Origin of the sequence: Intestinicryptomonas porci, assembly GCF_033971905.1 — a bacterium.
Taxonomy (GTDB): domain Bacteria; phylum Verrucomicrobiota; class Verrucomicrobiia; order Opitutales; family Intestinicryptomonadaceae; genus Intestinicryptomonas; species Intestinicryptomonas porci.
In genome coordinates, this window is the sequence record NZ_JALBUT010000007.1 from 36,686 (window position 1) to 53,697 (window position 17,012).

At 43.3% G+C, this 17,012-nt stretch carries 22 protein-coding genes and 1 tRNA gene; 5 read left to right on the forward strand and 18 right to left on the reverse strand.

The genetic code is table 11. From position 1 onward, the window contains the following. Positions 1-387: 387 nt before the first annotated feature. Together MOX91_RS06630 and cysK are read left to right on the forward strand one after the other, a co-directional pair. Positions 388-1,674, forward strand: coding sequence for an O-acetylhomoserine aminocarboxypropyltransferase/cysteine synthase family protein (locus MOX91_RS06630; protein ID WP_370397298.1), 1,287 nt, complete (start codon positions 388-390; stop codon positions 1,672-1,674). A gap of 21 nt (positions 1,675-1,695) precedes the next feature. Beyond that, a complete protein-coding gene (gene cysK, locus MOX91_RS06635; protein WP_370397299.1) occupies positions 1,696-2,616 on the forward strand; it encodes a cysteine synthase A in 921 nt (306 codons plus the stop codon). Between the two features lie 494 nt (positions 2,617-3,110). On the opposite strand, the gene MOX91_RS06640 is transcribed toward cysK, so the two are convergent. Both MOX91_RS06640 and thiS read right to left on the reverse strand, forming a co-directional pair. Next, a complete protein-coding gene (locus MOX91_RS06640) occupies positions 3,111-3,800 on the reverse strand; it encodes a HesA/MoeB/ThiF family protein (protein ID WP_370397300.1) in 690 nt (229 codons plus the stop codon). A 1-nt stretch (position 3,801) separates the two neighbouring features. Further along, positions 3,802-4,020 (reverse strand): sulfur carrier protein ThiS, encoded by a 219-nt coding sequence (gene thiS, locus MOX91_RS06645; protein WP_370397301.1) that lies wholly within the window; start codon positions 4,018-4,020, stop codon positions 3,802-3,804. Between the two features lie 250 nt (positions 4,021-4,270). Between thiS and MOX91_RS06650 the strand changes: the two genes are divergently transcribed. Beyond that, positions 4,271-4,501 (forward strand): biotin synthase BioB, encoded by a 231-nt coding sequence (locus MOX91_RS06650; RefSeq protein ID WP_370397302.1) that lies wholly within the window; start codon positions 4,271-4,273, stop codon positions 4,499-4,501. 421 nt (positions 4,502-4,922) lie between these two features. Here the strand turns inward: MOX91_RS06650 and MOX91_RS06655 are convergent, their stop codons facing one another. The 8 genes from MOX91_RS06655 to MOX91_RS06690 all read right to left on the reverse strand — a co-directional run bounded on the left by MOX91_RS06655 (position 4,923) and on the right by MOX91_RS06690 (position 9,643). Beyond that, complete coding sequence (locus tag MOX91_RS06655; protein ID WP_370397303.1) at positions 4,923-5,243, reverse strand: hypothetical protein; 321 nt, start codon at positions 5,241-5,243, stop codon at positions 4,923-4,925. Between the two features lie 78 nt (positions 5,244-5,321). Beyond that, complete coding sequence (locus tag MOX91_RS06660) at positions 5,322-5,630, reverse strand: superinfection immunity protein (RefSeq protein WP_370397304.1); 309 nt, start codon at positions 5,628-5,630, stop codon at positions 5,322-5,324. A 94-nt stretch (positions 5,631-5,724) separates the two neighbouring features. Further along, a complete protein-coding gene (locus MOX91_RS06665) occupies positions 5,725-6,231 on the reverse strand; it encodes a hypothetical protein (protein WP_370397305.1) in 507 nt (168 codons plus the stop codon). Between the two features lie 149 nt (positions 6,232-6,380). Continuing rightward, on the reverse strand, positions 6,381-6,560 hold the full coding sequence (locus MOX91_RS06670; RefSeq protein ID WP_370397306.1) for a hypothetical protein: 180 nt from the start codon (positions 6,558-6,560) through the stop codon (positions 6,381-6,383). A gap of 220 nt (positions 6,561-6,780) precedes the next feature. Then, the gene (locus MOX91_RS06675; protein WP_370397307.1) at positions 6,781-7,317 is read right to left on the reverse strand and encodes a hypothetical protein; all 537 of its coding nucleotides are present in this window, start codon (positions 7,315-7,317) and stop codon (positions 6,781-6,783) included. Positions 7,318-7,402: 85 nt separating this feature from the next. Further along, a complete protein-coding gene (locus MOX91_RS06680; protein WP_370397308.1) occupies positions 7,403-8,815 on the reverse strand; it encodes an ankyrin repeat domain-containing protein in 1,413 nt (470 codons plus the stop codon). A 193-nt stretch (positions 8,816-9,008) separates the two neighbouring features. Beyond that, complete coding sequence (locus MOX91_RS06685) at positions 9,009-9,473, reverse strand: hypothetical protein (RefSeq protein WP_370397309.1); 465 nt, start codon at positions 9,471-9,473, stop codon at positions 9,009-9,011. 14 nt (positions 9,474-9,487) lie between these two features. Beyond that, positions 9,488-9,643, reverse strand: a complete 156-nt coding sequence (locus tag MOX91_RS06690; RefSeq protein WP_370397310.1) for a hypothetical protein — start codon at positions 9,641-9,643, stop codon at positions 9,488-9,490. A gap of 96 nt (positions 9,644-9,739) precedes the next feature. On the opposite strand from MOX91_RS06690, the gene MOX91_RS06695 reads away from it, so the two are divergent. Further along, positions 9,740-9,967: a ribbon-helix-helix domain-containing protein gene (locus MOX91_RS06695; protein WP_370397311.1), complete on the forward strand. Its 228-nt coding sequence runs from the start codon at positions 9,740-9,742 to the stop codon at positions 9,965-9,967. Positions 9,968-10,546: 579 nt separating this feature from the next. Here MOX91_RS06695 and MOX91_RS06700 read toward each other — a convergent pair. From MOX91_RS06700 to MOX91_RS06720, 5 genes are all read right to left on the reverse strand, one after another. Continuing rightward, positions 10,547-10,735: a hypothetical protein gene (locus MOX91_RS06700; protein ID WP_370397312.1), complete on the reverse strand. Its 189-nt coding sequence runs from the start codon at positions 10,733-10,735 to the stop codon at positions 10,547-10,549. Between the two features lie 3 nt (positions 10,736-10,738). Continuing rightward, on the reverse strand, positions 10,739-11,167 hold the full coding sequence (locus MOX91_RS06705) for an RrF2 family transcriptional regulator (protein ID WP_370397313.1): 429 nt from the start codon (positions 11,165-11,167) through the stop codon (positions 10,739-10,741). A 57-nt stretch (positions 11,168-11,224) separates the two neighbouring features. Further along, positions 11,225-12,205, reverse strand: coding sequence for an alpha/beta hydrolase (locus MOX91_RS06710; protein ID WP_370397314.1), 981 nt, complete (start codon positions 12,203-12,205; stop codon positions 11,225-11,227). Between the two features lie 4 nt (positions 12,206-12,209). Beyond that, entirely contained in the window at positions 12,210-13,190 is a 981-nt protein-coding gene (locus MOX91_RS06715) for a DUF3034 family protein (RefSeq protein ID WP_370397315.1), read from the reverse strand. Between the two features lie 306 nt (positions 13,191-13,496). Next, positions 13,497-13,910 (reverse strand): EamA family transporter, encoded by a 414-nt coding sequence (locus MOX91_RS06720; protein ID WP_370397316.1) that lies wholly within the window; start codon positions 13,908-13,910, stop codon positions 13,497-13,499. A gap of 103 nt (positions 13,911-14,013) precedes the next feature. Between MOX91_RS06720 and MOX91_RS06725 the strand changes: the two genes are divergently transcribed. After that, positions 14,014-15,453 carry a catalase gene (locus tag MOX91_RS06725; RefSeq protein WP_370397317.1) on the forward strand — a complete coding sequence of 480 codons (1,440 nt, stop codon included), beginning with the start codon at positions 14,014-14,016 and terminating at the stop codon, positions 15,451-15,453. A 237-nt stretch (positions 15,454-15,690) separates the two neighbouring features. Here the strand turns inward: MOX91_RS06725 and MOX91_RS06730 are convergent, their stop codons facing one another. The 3 genes from MOX91_RS06730 to MOX91_RS06740 form a co-directional block, all read right to left on the reverse strand. Beyond that, positions 15,691-15,855 (reverse strand): hypothetical protein, encoded by a 165-nt coding sequence (locus MOX91_RS06730; protein ID WP_370397318.1) that lies wholly within the window; start codon positions 15,853-15,855, stop codon positions 15,691-15,693. Between the two features lie 48 nt (positions 15,856-15,903). Next, a tRNA-Gln gene (locus tag MOX91_RS06735) sits at positions 15,904-15,974 on the reverse strand. A 101-nt stretch (positions 15,975-16,075) separates the two neighbouring features. After that, a complete protein-coding gene (locus MOX91_RS06740; RefSeq protein WP_370397319.1) occupies positions 16,076-17,008 on the reverse strand; it encodes a type I phosphomannose isomerase catalytic subunit in 933 nt (310 codons plus the stop codon). Positions 17,009-17,012 lie beyond the last annotated feature (4 nt).

The following is a 17,012-nucleotide window of genomic DNA, read 5'->3' on the forward strand; positions in this document are numbered from 1 at the left end:
TGCGCCTAAACCATATTTGCCAAAGCCTCGCAAATTTATAAATCTTCCCCTAAAAAGGTATTCTATAAGTATTTTTAGAAACCCTTTAAAATAAAGAGAAAAATTTTTTAAAATTTTGTTGACATCAGCAAAAAAATTTTAAACACTACCAAAATAATAATGATTAAAGCAATGAAATCAAAAACATCATCAATAACTCCTAAACCCTTCAAGAAAGAGATTGAAAGAAATATTTTTCTTCTCTCCACCGAAAAACGAATGTGTATCAACCGAATGTAAAAAACAAAAAAAGAAGCAAACAGACGGAGAAAAAAGCCTCCACTACATCTAAAAAACAATAAAACAAACTCAAGCAAACACATTCAATAAAACCAAAAGGAGAAAAAAATGAGCGAAAAAAATTATAGATACGAAACATTGGCAATTCACGCGGGTCAAATTCCCGATCCCGCAACGCAGGCAAGAGCGGTTCCCGTTTACAGGACAACCGCATTTAACTTTAAGAGCGCAAAACACGGCGCGGACCTATTTGCCTTGAAAGAATCTGGCAACATTTACGCAAGGCTGATGAACCCCACAAACGACGTTTTGGAAAAAAGGCTCGCGGCAATAGAAGGCGGAGCGGCAGCACTTTCGCTTTCATCAGGAACAGCCGCAATAGCATTCGCCATAACAAACATCTTAAAGCAAGGCGACGAACTTGTATCGGCAAACAATCTTTACGGCGGCACTTACACGCAGTTTGCGTCGATTTTGCCTGCCTGGGGAATAACGACGAAATTTACAAAAGTCAACGACTTCGCCGCGGTGGAAGAAGCCATAAACGAAAAAACACGGGCAATATACGTCGAAACAATCGGCAATCCGAAGCTCGATTTTGCCGACATCGACGAATATTCAAAAATAGCCAAAAAGCACCACTTGCCGCTCATCGTTGACTCTACATTCACGCCCCCCGGAATTTTCAAGCCAATCGAACACGGGGCAAACATCGTAATCCATTCGCTTTCAAAGTGGATTGGCGGGCACGGAGCGGGCATCGGCGGCATAGTGATAGACGCGGGCAACTTCGATTGGACGGACAAAAAATTCGACTTGTACAACAAGCCCGACGGCGGATATCACGGTCTTAGATTTGCCCATGATTTGGGAGATTTAAATCCGCTCGCTTTCATTCTCCGTTTAAGGACGGTAGGACTTAGAAACGTGGGCCCCACCCTCGCGCCCGATGCGGCGTGGATATTCCTGCAAGGACTGCAAAGCCTTCCCCTCAGAATAGAACGCCACAGCCAAAACGCGTTAAAAGTCGCGCAATATCTTGAAAGCCATCCGAAGGTCGCATGGGTTCGCTACCCGGGGCTTAAAAACGACCCGTCATATGAAATCGCGAACAAATATATAAAAGGCGGACTCTACGGAGGAATGGTTGTTTTCGGGCTTAAAGGCGGCTACGATGCGGCGGTAAAAGTGGTTGACAACATTTCGCTTTTCAGCAACCTTGCAAATGTCGGCGATTCCAAGAGCTTAATCCTGCATCCCGCAAGCACTTCCCACTCCCAGCTTTCAGACGAGGAACAGCTTTCGAGCGGACTTACAAAGGATCTCATAAGGCTTTCAATCGGCTTGGAAAATTCTGACGATATAATCGAAGCCCTTGACGAAGTTTTGATTTAACAACAAAAATTACCAAATAAAATGAAAATAGCAAACAACATTCTCGAACTTGTCGGAAAAACTCCGCTTGTCCGAATAAACAAACTCAACAAAACCGACGCCGAAATTTTGGCGAAGCTCGAGTTTTTCAACCCGTCGGGCTCGGTAAAAGACAGAGCCGCCCTCGCAATGATTGAAGACGCCGAAAAGAAAGGCGTCTTGAAAGCGGGAGGGCTTATCATAGAGCCTACAAGCGGAAACACGGGTATCGGGCTTGCGCTTGCGGCGGCGGTAAAAAACTACCGCCTAATCCTCACGATGCCCGACACGATGAGCGTCGAGCGCAGAAAGTTTCTGCTTAGCCTCGGCGCAGAGCTTGTGCTGACAGAAGGCGCAAAAGGCATGAAAGGCGCAATAGAAAAAGCCCTTCAACTAAAAGAAGAAAACCCAGGTTCTTTCATTCCACAGCAGTTTGAAAATCCCGCAAACACAGAAATCCACCGCCTGACAACCGCAAAGGAAATCTGGGAAGACACAGACGGATTGGTTGACATAGTCGTAGGCGGAGTCGGCACGGGCGGGACAATAAGCGGCATAGGCGAAGGCTTAAAGCCCCTCAAGCCATCCGTAAAAATTTACGCAGTCGAACCCGATACTTCTCCCGTCCTTTCGGGCGGCAAGGCGGGCGCACACAAAATCCAAGGCATAGGAGCAGGATTTGTCCCCAAGATTTACGATTCAAAAGTGGTTGACGGCGTAATCAGGGTAAAGGACGAAGACGCAGGCGACACTGCCCGAAAACTCGCAAAGCTCGAAGGCATACATACGGGAATTTCGGCGGGCGCGGCTGTATGGGCGGCATTGGAACTTGCAAAAAAGCCCGAAAATGCGGGAAAGAAAATTGTCGCAATAATCCCCGATACGGGCACGCGCTATCTCTCAACTTGGCTTTATTCCGAATAAAAACCTAAAAAAATTGCACACCCCACAAAAAAAAGAAAAAAGTGGCGCCGAAATTTTCGGCGTCATCTTTTTTATCGCACCATCGCTATTTTGCAACTTGTGAAACCCAACCTGCATTAGCCATACATAAATTTTTTGCGGAAAAATTCCAATAGAGCGCAGGACATTCGACAGACTTTCCATATCCGACGGCAACGCTGCCCTTACAAACGAAAAATCCCTCAACCAGCTAAACCGCGAATCGAGGGAAGTGAACAGATGAAATGATGGTTTATTTCTTATCAAGCCAATCCATTTTGTGAAAAGACTTATGAGAATCAAGGATTTTATCTACCAACCAATAAACAAAGAATACCACCCCAAAACAAATCACGTAGGAGATTATGGTAGATAGCAATGTAGGTTCAGTATCCATCTTTTTCTTTCTATAATTAAATTATCGCTCAAAAATTCGTAAAATCAATAAAAAGTGGTAAAAATTTCAGCTTTGTTTTTTAAATTTTGAATTTAAGGAATTTGCCGCTTGAAAAATCAAAACTTTGAATTGTTCCAGGCTCAAATTTTTGCGCCCCGACCGCTACCCTAATAGCAGTTCCCGCGCCCCAAACTCCGCTTAAATGCGCGGCCGGTCCAAAAATAGGCAACCCCATTGAGCCTTCATACTTCGCATTTACATCTCCAACAATAAAACCGAAGGAAATTCCGTTTCCAAGCATGTAAAGCTGACTTAAATAACCGCCCGCACTTGAAAGAATTTCGGGAACTGCGCATTTCAAACAGACTTCCGAAATCAATATGCGCGAACGGAAATTATCCGTTGCGTCAATGCATAAATCCGCTCCGCGAACAATCTCCTCTACCGAGGCTTCATCGTAAAAATACTTTTCCACAAATGTTGCGCTAATTTCTGAATTTATCTCGTTTAAACGCATTGCGGCAAGGCGAGCCTTACTCTTTGCAACCCCGCTTTCCGTATAAAGAGTCTGGCGGTGCAAGTTTGAAACCGACACAACATCGCCGTCGGCAACAACAATTTTTCCAACGCCCGCACCCGCCAAAAGCGGAAGAACCGCGCTGCCTACCCCTCCCGCGCCTATAACTACTATTTTAGTATTCTTTAACTTTAAAACTGACTCTTCGCCAAATCCCGTAAGCCCGATTTGCCTTGCGTATCTATTCTGCATTTCAACCTCCCGCAACTATTGACATTACTTCCAAAACATCTCCATCTGAAAGTTTCAAGTCTTTAAAATCGGCGTATTTTTTTGCTGACAGATTTATTTCAACTACGCATCTTTCAGGGTTAAATCCGATTTCCCCCAAAAATCCGCCAACGGTTTTCCCGAAGCTCACGGTAAACATTTTTCCATTTACAAGAATATTTATATCTTTTTCTTCTCCCATAAAAAATCCTTTTTAAAATGAATTAAAAAAATATCCGAAAAACAAAAAATAATGTCAACCTTTTTAGTAGTTTTTTTGTTTGACAAAAGCAAAAAAGTTAAATTTTATCTTATAATTATGAACCTTGAAAAAGTTTACGAAAAAATAGCAAACGGAGGAAAAATAACTCCTGAAGAAGCTCTCGACATCGCTCAAAACGCGCCAAAAAAAAGAACTTTATAAAACGGCAAACAAAATACGAATTCTGTTTTTGAAAAACAAAATCGAAACATGTTCCATAATGAACGCCCATAGCGGCAGATGCAGCGAAAACTGCAAATGGTGCGCCCAGTCAATCCACTACAAAACGGGGGTTAAAGAATACGGATATTCGACGGCGGAAGAGGCTCTTAAAAATGCAAAATACGCCGCAGAAAGAAGAGTTCAGAGGTTTTCGCTTGTAACAAGCGGAAAAACGTCCGAAACAGGTCAAACCGCGTAAAAATTTTCCAAGCCGTAAGAACTCCCATGTTTAAAGGCATTTAAGGCTTTTTAAGACTTTTTCAGCCTTCCCCAAACCTACTGTCCCTAATCAGTTGCGAAGCAAGCTTTTGTGGAGCATAAAATTGCGGAGCAATTTTCCCGCAGGGCGCAGGCTGCGCGGATTGGCGCAAGCCAACCAAGCAGATGCGTGCAATTAAGAATGAAGAAACGGGGGCGCTTCGCACCCTGGTCCCTCACTGGTGTTGCACTTTGTTTGATGAGCCAATAAAAGAAATTTTTAAATCTCTTTTACTCTTCGTTAAAAAATTCAAAAACCTATTTATCCGCTATGCAAACGAAGTCATGCGCTTGCGCGGACTTGGCGGCTTGCCCGCCCCAATTCTTCATTCTTAATTCTTCATTCTTCATTAAAAAAAGCTTCACTTTGTATGCACCTCCGCGGGGCTTTTAGAGCAGTAGCCGTAGGCTGCCGAGCCGCAGTAAACGCACTTGCCCTCGCCATGTCCGTGCTTGTGGTTTTGGGAGGGGCTTTTAGAGCAGTAACCATAGGCGGAAGATCCGCAATAAACGCAGTGCTTTGAGTCGGCAATGTGCTCATGGTTTTTGTGCGGGCTTTTGGAGCAGTAGCCGTAAGCAGTCGAGCCGCAGTAAATGCACTTGTCTTTTTCGTTGGCGGCAAAAAGCGCGGCGGAAGTTAGCAAGACGGCTGAAAAAATAAATTTTTTAATGCAAGCTTTCATGACAAGTTAATAGCTTTTTTTTATGGAAAGTTTCAAAAAAATTATAAAAAAGTTAAAACCCGCGCACGCGCGCAGACTTTAAGCTTTCGGCGGCGGCTGCGCATTTTCGGCGGAAGAATTTTCCGCTTTCCCAGAAGAATTTTGAGGCTCGATTTTTTTGAAGAGCGGCTCGACAAATTCCGGCGCAAGTGCCCAAAAAAGTGCAAGGAACCAGCCGACGCCCAAAAACCATGATCCCAAAATATTCAGCAAAAAAATCAGCCATTTGTGCGGATTCCCCCTGATGAACGCGACGAGGGTAGGCAGCATGAAAATCAGAAATCCGATAATCGCGCCGCCCGCCAGCACAATGATTAAAATCGCAAAATACGCAGCTTCGCCGTCCATAAAATCGCTATTTTTCGAGTTTCGTTCCGGGTTGTTTAATAGAGTTTCCGATAAATTTTTTCATGCATTTTTCCTTTCGTTTGATGTTGAGAAATCAGTAGAAAATTCTTCCCGCGCACGATATTATTTCGAGCAGATTTTGCGGGCTGTTGTGGTGGAAATGCTCGCCCCTTAAATATTCGTCGAGCTCGCCTATGCGCTCACTTGCGGGGATTGTGTAAAGCAGGTTGGCGTAGAAAACCCTGAGCTGACTGCGGTTGAGCGCGGCGCGGATTGTTTTTTCGGATAAAATCAAGTCGCGCTTCAAGTCGATGATTCTGCCATTGTAGATTGCGCGGCATAAATCCTCGTTTCGGCTTGCGTACATGATTGAGCCCGCATATTGGCTTTCGGTTATGATGCCGAGCTTGTAAAGATGCAAGAGCTCGTAAAAGTCGAGGGTTGACATGTCGCAGTCGCGCCAGTAGCGGGGGTGCTGCGTCCTGTAATTTTGAATGTCGGCGGGTCTTTGCTCGTACATGTCAAAGATTGTGCCGGCGCGCGCGCAAACGGCGGTCGCGATGGCGGCAGAACAAATTATGAATTGTAAAATCTTCCGCATTTTTGGCGTTGCTTAAAAAATTTTTCTTCGCATAAAAACTTCCCGCGCGGGGCTTGAAATGCCGCGCAAAAATTTTTAAAGAGCCTGAGGCGGCGTCGAAGAGTGTTTGAAAAACGCGCTTCGCCGCCATTTATCACCCAACTCTGTTTTTAAAAATTCATGTTTTTGAGCTGTGAGTTCGCATTGTCATAGAAGTCCTTTTGGAATTGGACGGCATTATCGAGCATTTTATGCTCGTATGACTTGTATGTAAAATATTCGACGAGCTGCCAGATTACGACGGCGGCGATTAGCACAGCGAATATTGTTAGTATAGTTTTCTTTTCCATATGTTTTGCGTGTTAGGGTTTGAGTTTTCGCGCGGCGCAGTGTTTTGCCTGCGTGGCGTGGGGGGCTACATTTTTTTTAAAAAAAACTGCGCCCATATTTCTACGTCCGCAAAACCGCAAAAAAAATCACGCCAAAATTAAAATTTGATAAAATTATTTTTTTGCCCCAATAATGCAAAGATATGCCTCGATTTTGTATGCCTGCCCGATTTTTTGTATTTCAGAGGGAAACGCGCTTATGGGTTCTGTTTTTTTTGCAGTACCTTTTAATGAGTTTTTTCGCGCCAGTTCTTGCTCCTGCGTGGATATAAACTTCTTGGGGCAGGATTTTGTTTTTTAATTCGTTTGATCTATATAAAGCTATGCGCAGGGCTACGTCGTAAATAGTCAATTCGCCAATGCCTTTACCTTCGTTAGCGAGCTTATCCTTTGTTTCTTCGATAAAGTTGTATAATGCTGAGAATTCTTGAATTTTTAAAATATTTTTTTCTTTGGATTTTAAGGCTTTGCAAAATTCGTCCAGCAGATTGTTTGGAATTCTGTGCTGATGCGGGAATTTTCTGTTGTTTTTGTCCCTGCAAGTTGCCGCATGGGAAATTACTTCGCTAAAACTCTTAAAGTTTTTGGGGTTTTTGAAAAATTCAATTTCTTCAAATTTAAGTTTTTTAAATTCTTCCGGCGTCATTTTTTCTATTTCTTCTTTTGACAGATTTTTCCCGCAGAAAGAATTTTGAATAGGCATGCAATTTTTCTTCATTTTTTATTAGGGCTAATTTTTTATGTTTAAGATAAAACTTTGGCTTATGCCTAATTTTAATTAGGCATAAGCCTTTGAAAAAACTCTATTCCTTCGTTTCTTTGAATTTCCTTTTCAAACCTTCTTCTATCATAGATATTGGATCCTTTTTAGCCTTAACATATGAGGATTCGTCTATAATACCTTTTCCAAGAAAGAATCCTAAAACCATTTTTCTACCGTATTCATTAATAGCGGTTTCGATAATTTCTCTATCGAAAAGATTTTTTTCATACAAGAATTCTAAAAAATATCTTTGAACGGAACTGGAATATCTATTTTTATGAATAGCGGTTTTGATAATTTCTCTATTGAGAATATTCTTTTCATATAAGAAATTTAAAACATCTGTTTCCTCGCAAATGCCTTTGATACGTTCGCTATCGAGAAGATTCTTTTCATACAGGAACTCTAAAATATTTTTTTGAGCGGAACCGGAAGATTTAGTACTATAAAAAATGTATTTGATACATCCGCTATCGAGAAGATTTTTTTCATATAAGAAATTTAAAATATCTTTTAAGGTATTAGAATCATATTTTTCTACATAAGCACAAAATGCGTGGATGATATTTTCATGGGGAAATCCTTTATACAACATCTCTTTTACAAGATCAATTTTGCCATTTTTTGATGCCTCCATTGCGATTATATGTCCCCCGTTTTTTGTTTCGGCAGGATTTATTCCCTTTTGCAAGAGTAATGAAACAAGTTTGAAATTTAAGTGCCTATCTTGTATATCCCAAAGCGTATCTCCATTTGCGTTTTTTGCATTAGGAGAGAAGCCATTTTCAAGAAAATACTTTGCAAAATCGACATTTTCGGAGGTAGAAAGTCTTGAAAGCAAGTAAACTTTGAGTTGGGAATCGGTATTTATATCCGCTCCATATTTAATCATAAGATCAAAAAAGGGCTTATTCCTCGCAAAAGACATAGATATTTTTTCACTTTCAAAACCGCTGCAGTATTCTTCATAAGCATTTTTTAATGCGATAGTAAATATATTCTCTTTGATATCTTTTATATTTGCGCCTTTTTCAAGAAGCAGGTTGAAAACTTGTATATTTCCTTTTTTCAGATTCACGATAATGGGGCTGCCGTTTGTTTTGGATTTGTTCAAATCCGCGCCCAAGTCAATCCACAGATTTGCGACTTCGGCGTTTTCGGCATAGTCAAGTGGATTCTCGTCAAAGCTTGCTACGATTTTTTTAAGGACGTCTTTTTTGTCTTTTATAGCCTTAAAGTTGCCCTTGAATTCTTCGTAAAGCAAGTCGAGGGCGGTCTGCGCAAGCGCGGCGTCTTTATAGAGGAACATTGCGGGAACGCCGTCCGCGTTTGCAAAATTAAGCGGCACGGAATTTTCGCGCAAAAATTTTATCATTTCGGGCGAAGCGGCGAGGTATTGCAAGTTCTCTCCGTTTTGCAGCTCGCCTTGCAGGCTGCCGCCTTTTTTCAGCACCTTTTTGATGACGCTCGGCGCGGCGTTTTGGCGGACTGCCGATTCAATCAAATCCTGCGGGTCTTTGGCGTTGTATTTCAGCTCAGATAAAATTTGGTCGCCCGCCGCCTTATTAAAGCTTTTTTCGCTATTAGAGCAGCCGAAAAGCGCGATTGATGTTGCAAGTGTAAATAAAAGTATTTGGTTTTTCATATTAGCGTAGGTCTAAGATTAAGTCTTTAAATGTTTTGCCGTTGTATTTTTTGCCCATGGAGGGGTTGTTCAAAAGTTGAAATTGGAATTGTGCCCAATTTGCCATATCTTGCAAAATTCTTTGCGCTTTTGGGGTTTCCGACATTTGGCTCAAATCGGCTTGGTCCAATCCGTTGAGATTTTTTGAATACCACTGCGTAACTGCCGCCGAGGTTGCCGTGATTGTCATTTGGTTCGAAAAATTCAGCTTCGGCGTGTTTTTATACTGTAAGACTTTGTCGAGAAGCGTATTTGATATTTTGCCGCCGGACTTTTTGTTTGAAGCGTAGCCGCCTGCCTGCGCATTTTGCGCAGCCTGGTTTTGCATAGTTTCAGCCGATAAGATTGGGATTTTTTCGAGTTGGGGCACATCTTCCCCACATGCAAACAGGAAAAGAGGCAGAATTAATACGGATATTTTTTTCATATTCTTTGTTGTTTTTATTGTTTAGGGTTAAAAAAATTTTTCTTCGGAAGGGTCAGGAATTTTTTGATGATAAGGGTTACGAGCTCTTCGACTGTGATATTCAGGCTTGCCGCTATTTTACCAAGCTCTTCGTACTCCTCGCGGCTCAGTTCTATTGTTATTTCGTCCATATTCAACGTGGCACATTGTGGCGCGTTTTCGTGCCTTTTGTCAAGTTCTATTTTAAACTATTTGACTTTTCGTTCGTTTTTTTAAATGTTGATTTTATGAGTTCCAAAAAATCTATGGGCATTCGTCTCGATCCGGAAGACAGGCAGCTTTTGGAGGAACTCGCCGTATCCTGGCGCATCAACGCCGCCGACATCGTGCGCATGGCAATCAAGTCTCTTTTGGACGAGGCTAAGAAAAACGGCGGCAAAATCGAGCTGCCTTTCGACTTGAAAACAAAGCCAAACGCCCCGCAAAAATCTGCACAGGGCTCTTCAAAACAGTAAATCGCAAAATATTTTTTTTAGGTTTGCGGGCATTTTTTTTAGGCGGTTTGGCTTTTAAATAGTCCGCAATTTTTTTGTAAAAATCACGCACGGGCGCAAAAAAGCTTAAATTTTTTGCGGCGGCTTAAAAATGTTTTCCATATTTCGGATTTTCCTTACGATATTTCTCTTAAAATAAAAATCTATGGCATACAAAATGGTTAGATCTCGACAAGGCTCTCGCCGATTTAGTCCGCTGCGGATTCCTTTCAAGGCGCGATTAAAACGCGTTGCATATAATCTTCAAACGGATTGCAAACGTTTTGCAGTCCGTTTTTTGTCAAAAAAGAGATGGTGGAGATGGTCGGAGATGGTCGATACTCTACAATCATTAAATTGGAGTTCCTGGGCGTGATGCGCGCTCCGGCAATTTCTTAAAAATATGTCAAACGTTTGGCAATAGGCGGCAAAAACGGCGGAAAAAAGTCCGAAACAGGTCAAACCGCGTAAAAATTTTCCAAGCCACAAGAAATCCCATGTTTAAAGGCATTTAAATCTTTTTAAGACTTTTTCAGCCTTCCCCAAACCTCCTGTCCCTAATCAATTCTTGTCATATACGGCGGCATGAAAAGTTTTTCCGCCTGAAATTTTTATCCTAACGCAAAATCTTCCGCCTAAAATGTCTTCTTCAAGGAAAAACGATGAACGCTTTTTTTCAAAGCCAAACTTCAATAATGCGTCTATTTCAAAAATCTTGCCTGAAAAAATGTCGGAGGATATGTAGTCCATAAGCTAAATGCAGTAATCCGCCGCATTGTCCTGTCGGTTTAAAATATCCTGCAAGGTAATGGATTCAAATTCGCGGCGGATTTTTTCATTGGCTTCGCTCCAAATTTCACGGGCGGAACAATTCGCGCTTTTTTTGCACTTTTTGGGGCAACCCACGCAATCCACAATCGAAAGCGGACCTTCCATGGTCTCGATAATTTCCAGCAAGGTGATATGCTTTGGAAGCCTTTTTATTTTATATCCGCCCTTTGCGCCGCGCACCGAAGAAATCATGCCCGCCTTGCGAAGCTCTATGATAAGCCTGCTTACATATTTGTTTGAAAGCCCCTGCGACTTGCATATATCGCTTATCATTCGCGGCGTCTCGCCGTCGTTGCGAGCCAAATCAAGCATTATCCTCAGCCCGTACCTGCCCTTTGTGGAAATTTTCATGCCTAAAAACTACATTTTTAGTAATATTTGTCGAGCAAGAAAACGCGAAAGAAAAAATCACTCGGAATTTTTCAGCACAAACTCGGAGGCTTCGCTTAGGGCATTGCAATAAGCTTCTTTCATTTCGGGTTTTGTTATAAATAAATGCGTCGCACCCTCTATACAGCGGTAGCGCACGTTTATACCAAATTCGGCAAGCCTTGATGCAAATTCCAATGCCTCATCCCTCAAAATGTCGCATTGTGCGGAAATTATCAAAGAATTGGGAAAGCCCTTTAAATCTCGCGCCAAAAGCGGAGACGCATCTTCGTTTTGAGACGCCGCTTCGTTCGGAAGATAAGCCTTTATGAAAGTTTCCATCAAGTCCGCGTCAAGGCAATGCCCTTTTGCAAAGTCGCCCCACGACTTTCTTCTGCGCCCCAAAGACAAGTCGAGGGCGGGATAAAACATTATTACACCGTCAACGCTATCCTTGAAATGCAGTGCAGTTGACGCCGCCAAATGCCCGCCCGCACTGTCTCCCGCAAGAAAAATTTTAAGCCCCGACGAGTTTGAAATATTTTTTTTAACCCACTCCACCGTCGAAACCGCGTCTAAATTTGCGGCAGGATATTTGTTTTCGGGCGCGAGGCGGTACTCGGGACAAACCACGACCGACTTTGTATTTGCGGCAATGTCTTGGCAAAACATAGAACACGATTCGGGCGCGTTTATGCACCACCCGCCACCATGATAGTAAACAACCACCCTTAAATCTTTATCGATTTCCTTAGGAATGAAAATATACAATTTGCGCTCTTCCACGCCGAAATTTACCTTCGCGATTATATGAAAAACATCGCTTCTATCGGGTATCGGAACTATTCTTCCAAGCCTGATTTTATCGAGATTTTCAAGATTTCCCGCCATCGCGTCTTCCAATGCCTTTTTCTGCAGCAATGCAAAATTTTCGGGCAAAGAATTTATAAAAGAACGCGCCTCTTCCGAAACTTTCGGAAGAGTTTGCGCGTCGTTTATGCTATAATAGGCGTTTTTCATGATTTTAGAATTCGTACTTGGTGGCAATCGCCCAAGCTCCGTTTTCCTGCGTATTTAAAACGGTTCCCAAGTGCCCGTAGCCGACGGTAAGCGTTGCGTGCTTAGATAATATCGCGGCAAGCCCGATTGTCCACCAGTCGCCTTCCCTGCCGATAAGTGTATGCCCGCCAACTCCAACAGTTGAATACTGGTTGCGTTTCTGCCTGTATTCAAAGGCGAAGAAAAGCCAATCCGTTATTCCGAAAACCGCATTGCCTTCAAGCGAAAATTCATAGTCGCCCGAATATCCCAAATATCCCAAATTTGAAGCGTCCGAAGCCCTTCCCGTAATAGAAAGAATTAAAGGATGCTCGTAAATCAAGAAGGCTTTCGTGGCGGTAATTGTAAACTCGACGCCATAATCCCTGTCATATCCTATTTGAGACAAAAGACCGCCGAGATTTTTGTTGGTTTCATTTATGCCGTCATTAAACTTTCCGTGAACTCCGAGAGTTATAGCGGGCAAAAAGCTCGTTCCGAAAGCGTTTTCAGGCAAAATATTGTATCGCAAATTTACGCTGTGAAGCCAGACATCGTTTCTTGCGATGTCAACTCCCGCATACTTCAAGACGTCGCGCTGCAAAGTGCCTGTTCCGAAACGGCTCGCGTTATAGCCTATTTCCAAACGCCCGAACAGAGTTTCTGAAACGCCGAAGCTTTCCACATTCTTATGCCCCGCATTGACGTAAGTAAGCCCGAACGAAGGCAGTCCGACCTGAGTTCCCTCCGCGCCTGGATTTATGAGGTATGCTATCGGTGTAAGCACAACGCCGCCAACGCCGTCGAGCGTAAGAAGCGGCAAGGGTGCGCCCTTTTCCTTTGGAGCCGCTTCGCCGCCTTGGGCGGGAACTTCCTGAGTTTTTTGGGTTGCGACTTCATTTGAAGCTGCAAAAGTTAAAGACGATGCTATTAAAATCGAAGCCAATATTGCTGTTTTTGTTTTCATTTTGTTTTCTTTCTTTTTATAGACTATTTAAATGGTAGTGTTTTATTTTAAATAAAAATCCGAAAATAAATATTCATACGGCGGTTCAAAAAACTTGGCGGATTTGACAAATTCCCCTAACCGCCTACATCATTCGGATAAAACAGTACGCAAATAGATATAGCCCTTTTGAAAGATAAGACAAAAGAGACTTTTTTGAAACTGAATTAAGCTTATTAAAAAACATAATACCCTACTAATTTGGAAGTCTTTTTAAATATGTCAACAAAAAAAGAACGATTTTTTTAAAAAAAGTTTAAAAGCATTTTACAATGCAAGAACCAATGCTCCACCTAAAATTAAAACTCCGCCAATGATGGTCTTTACACTTAACGGATCTCCCAAAAACACAAACGCCAAAATTATCGTAAACGCCACACTTATCTTTTCAAGCGGGGCAACCTTTGAAGCCTCCCCTATTTGCAGCGCCTTGAAATAAAAGAGCCAAGAAATGCCCGTTGCCATTCCCGAAAGCACCAAAAAAAGCAAAGTGTGCCTTGAAATTTCCCTTATTTCACGAAGAGGAACCGTCGCAAAAACTATCCCCCACGCAATAAACAAAATGACGACCGTTCTAATGGCAGTCGCCAAATTAGAATTAACTCCGCTTACCCCCACTTTTGCAAAAATCGCAGTAAGCGCAGCAAAGAAAGCCGATAACAATGCATATGTCTGCCACATGAAAACATTATCCCAAAGACATCATAAATTTGTCAATATCAATGAATTTTCTTTAATCGCGATTTTTTATTTCCGAAATAAAAACTAAATCCCTTTAAGTATTATGGAAAAAGACAAACTAACCAATAATTTCGGACGCCCGATTTTCGACAACCAAAATTCAAGAACCGCAGGCCCGCGCGGACCGATGCTTATGGAGGACGTTTGGTTTCAGGAAAAAATGGCGAATTTCAACCGCGAAGTCATCCCTGAAAGAAGAATGCACGCGAAAGGCTCCGGGGCATTCGGAACATTCACCGTGACAAACGACATCACAAAATACACATGCGCAAAAATATTCTCTGAAATAGGCAAAAAGACCGATGTTTTTGTGCGCTTTTCAACAGTCGCGGGAGAGCGCGGAGCCGCGGACGCAGAACGCGACATCAGGGGCTTTGCCGTAAAATTCTACACGGAGGAAGGCAACTGGGATCTGGTAGGCAACAATACTCCCGTATTTTTCCTGCGCGACGGGCACCACTTTTCGGATTTAAACCACGCCATTAAAAGAGACCCAAAAACAAACCTGCGCTCGGCAAAAAATAACTGGGACTTTTGGACAAGCCTGCCGGAAGCCCTGCACCAAATAACAATAACAATGGGCGACGACGGCATTCCCGCTTCATACCGCAATATGCACGGTTTCGGAAGCCATACATTCAGCATGTATGACAAAGATTTAAATTTGGTCTGGGTAAAATTCCACTGGGTGTGCCAGCAGCCTATAAAATTCCTGACCGATGAAGAAGCCGAAAAGCTTATCGGAAAAGACCGCGACAGCCACCAGCGCGACCTCTTTGAACATATAGAAAAAGGGGACTTCCCCAAATGGAAACTCTGCATTCAAGTCATGACAAAAGAGGAGGCAAAAAAAATGCCGTACAATCCGTTTGACCTCACAAAGGAATGGTACACAGACCAGTTTCCGCTAATAGAAGTCGGGATAATGGAGCTTAATAAAAATCCCGAAAACTACTTTGCCGACGTCGAACAAGCCGCGTTTAACCCTGCAAATGTGGTGCACGGCATCGGATTTTCTCCGGACAAAATGCTGCAAGCCCGGCTATTCGCATACGGAGACGCCCAACGATACCGGCTCGGAGTAAACCACTACCAAATTCCCGTAAACGCTCCCCGCTGTCCCTTCACGGGTTATTCAAGAGACGGGCAAATGCGCGTTGACGGAAACCACGGCGGCAAAACAAGCTATGAACCCAATTCATACGGCGCATGGCAGGAACAGCCTAAATACCGCATACCCAAAACCGAAATTGCGGGCGATGGCGACAATTACAACTTCCGAGAAGACGACGATGATTATTACTCCCAGCCGCGAAAAAGATTTCAGGCGATGACTGCCGAGCAAAAAGCGCGTCTCTTTGCAAACACGGCGCGCGCAATGGGAGATTCTCCCGAATTTGTAAAAAGACGCCACATTGAGAACTGCTCGAAAGCTGATTTAGAATACGGCAAGGGCGTCGCCAAAGCAATGGGCTTGGATTGAAAATTTCGATTATACACCTTGCAAGATTTGCAGGATAAACAAGGCGGGCAATGCCCGCTTTTGTTTTACCTCCCCCAAGCCCCTTTAAAATTCACAAAATTTCTCTAAAACTACTCCGCTATTTTTAAAACAGCCAATATGATAACCCAATAAGTCTATTTTTCGGACAGCCAAATACCGTGTAATCCCTTTATTTATCGACAAAAAAGCTCCTAAATGCTTAGATTTAGGAGCTTTTCAAGCCCATTCCCCGATAGGGATTGTGCTCGTGACTTGGTTGGCTTCGCCAATCCGCGTCAGCTCGGCACTCGCTTCGCTCGGCTCTTTTTGCTCTGCAAAAAGCCACTGTCTCGGGCTGTCGCTTTGCAACACCCTCGGCATCGAACCCTTGGGGGATCTCATTCCTATCGGTGAACAAAAAAACCGAGACTTGCATCTCGGCTTATACCATTCCCCGATAGGGATTCGAACCCCAACCAAAGGAACCAAAATCCTTTGTGCTACCATTACACCATCAGGGAGTGATTTTTTAAAGTATTTGAAAGTACCAAAAAACCTGTTTTCGTCAAACGTTTTTTTCCAAAAAATGAAAAATATTTCAACGCAAAACGAATAGTGCAGGCTATCTCGTAATAAGCAAAGTCGAGGGCTTTGTCGCGGTAAATTTCACGCTTTCAGCAAAGGGAACTACTATATTTTCGGAAAACTTCACCTCTTCGCCTTCGTCGTCAGACAATTCGCCTTCCGCAACGCTTACAATTCTCATTGCCTCGCCCGATTTGATTTCATAGACTTCGCCCGCGTTCAAGCGCACGACGTCTATTCTGAATTCTTTGCATTCGCACATATTGCCGCTGCCTTCAACGTGGATTGGAGACGGCTCGAAGTCCGAAAAGTCAATGCTTGCGATGGATTCTTCCACATGGAGCTTGCGCGGCTTGCCGTCCAAGCCCACCCTGCCCCAGTCATAGACTCTGTAAGTCGTGTCGGAGTTTTGCTGTATTTCCAAAATCAAGTTGCCGCCGTCTATTGCGTGAATTCTTCCGCTTTGCACGAATATTGAATCGCCCTTTTTTACTGGGAAGCGGTGCACGAGCTTTTCGGCTGAATTATCGGCAAGGCTTGCCACAAAATCCGCCTTAGTAGCTCCCTTTTTAAGACCCGCAATCAATCCCGCGCCGTCCTTGCAGTCGGCGACGTACCAATTTTCCGTCTTGGGTTCTCCTCCAAGCGACGCCGCAACCGATGCGGGCGGGTGGACTTGCAAACTCAGCCTTTCCTGGCAATCAAGCCACTTGACGAGTATCGGAAATTTTTTGGAGGGGGCCCAGCCCTTTCCCATGATATATTCTGCGTCTGATTCTATGGCTTGGCGGATAGTCTTTCCGTCAAACTTTCCGCCGACAATAAGGTTTTCGGCTTCGGGTCTGTCGCAAATTTCCCAAGCTTCGCCGATGACCTTGTTTTCAGGAATTTCCCTGCCGAGCTTTTTTTCAAAGTCTCTGCCGCCCCAAACGCGCTCCATATAGATAGGTTTAAATCTTAAAAATTTCATGAAA

Bases quoted from the DNA above. Each gene is read 5' to 3' on its own strand.
- thiS (WP_370397301.1), bottom strand. From the start codon at position 4,020: ATGGGAGAAGAAAAAGATATAAATATTCTTGTAAATGGAAAAATGTTT.
- MOX91_RS06665 (WP_370397305.1), bottom strand. From the start codon at position 6,231: ATGCGGAAGATTTTACAATTCATAATTTGTTCTGCCGCCATCGCGACC.
- MOX91_RS06640 (WP_370397300.1), bottom strand. From the start codon at position 3,800: ATGCAGAATAGATACGCAAGGCAAATCGGGCTTACGGGATTTGGCGAA.
- MOX91_RS06670 (WP_370397306.1), bottom strand. From the start codon at position 6,560: ATGGAAAAGAAAACTATACTAACAATATTCGCTGTGCTAATCGCCGCC.
- MOX91_RS06730 (WP_370397318.1), bottom strand. From the start codon at position 15,855: ATGAGATCCCCCAAGGGTTCGATGCCGAGGGTGTTGCAAAGCGACAGC.
- MOX91_RS06710 (WP_370397314.1), bottom strand. From the start codon at position 12,205: ATGAAAAACGCCTATTATAGCATAAACGACGCGCAAACTCTTCCGAAA.
- MOX91_RS06740 (WP_370397319.1), bottom strand. From the start codon at position 17,008: ATGAAATTTTTAAGATTTAAACCTATCTATATGGAGCGCGTTTGGGGC.
- MOX91_RS06725 (WP_370397317.1), top strand. From the start codon at position 14,014: ATGGAAAAAGACAAACTAACCAATAATTTCGGACGCCCGATTTTCGAC.
- MOX91_RS06630 (WP_370397298.1), top strand. From the start codon at position 388: ATGAGCGAAAAAAATTATAGATACGAAACATTGGCAATTCACGCGGGT.
- MOX91_RS06685 (WP_370397309.1), bottom strand. From the start codon at position 9,473: ATGAAAAAAATATCCGTATTAATTCTGCCTCTTTTCCTGTTTGCATGT.
- cysK (WP_370397299.1), top strand. From the start codon at position 1,696: ATGAAAATAGCAAACAACATTCTCGAACTTGTCGGAAAAACTCCGCTT.
- MOX91_RS06695 (WP_370397311.1), top strand. From the start codon at position 9,740: ATGAGTTCCAAAAAATCTATGGGCATTCGTCTCGATCCGGAAGACAGG.
- MOX91_RS06660 (WP_370397304.1), bottom strand. From the start codon at position 5,630: ATGGACGGCGAAGCTGCGTATTTTGCGATTTTAATCATTGTGCTGGCG.
- MOX91_RS06715 (WP_370397315.1), bottom strand. From the start codon at position 13,190: ATGAAAACAAAAACAGCAATATTGGCTTCGATTTTAATAGCATCGTCT.
- MOX91_RS06690 (WP_370397310.1), bottom strand. From the start codon at position 9,643: ATGGACGAAATAACAATAGAACTGAGCCGCGAGGAGTACGAAGAGCTT.
- MOX91_RS06655 (WP_370397303.1), bottom strand. From the start codon at position 5,243: ATGAAAGCTTGCATTAAAAAATTTATTTTTTCAGCCGTCTTGCTAACT.
- MOX91_RS06720 (WP_370397316.1), bottom strand. From the start codon at position 13,910: ATGTGGCAGACATATGCATTGTTATCGGCTTTCTTTGCTGCGCTTACT.
- MOX91_RS06700 (WP_370397312.1), bottom strand. From the start codon at position 10,735: ATGGACTACATATCCTCCGACATTTTTTCAGGCAAGATTTTTGAAATA.
- MOX91_RS06705 (WP_370397313.1), bottom strand. From the start codon at position 11,167: ATGAAAATTTCCACAAAGGGCAGGTACGGGCTGAGGATAATGCTTGAT.
- MOX91_RS06675 (WP_370397307.1), bottom strand. From the start codon at position 7,317: ATGAAGAAAAATTGCATGCCTATTCAAAATTCTTTCTGCGGGAAAAAT.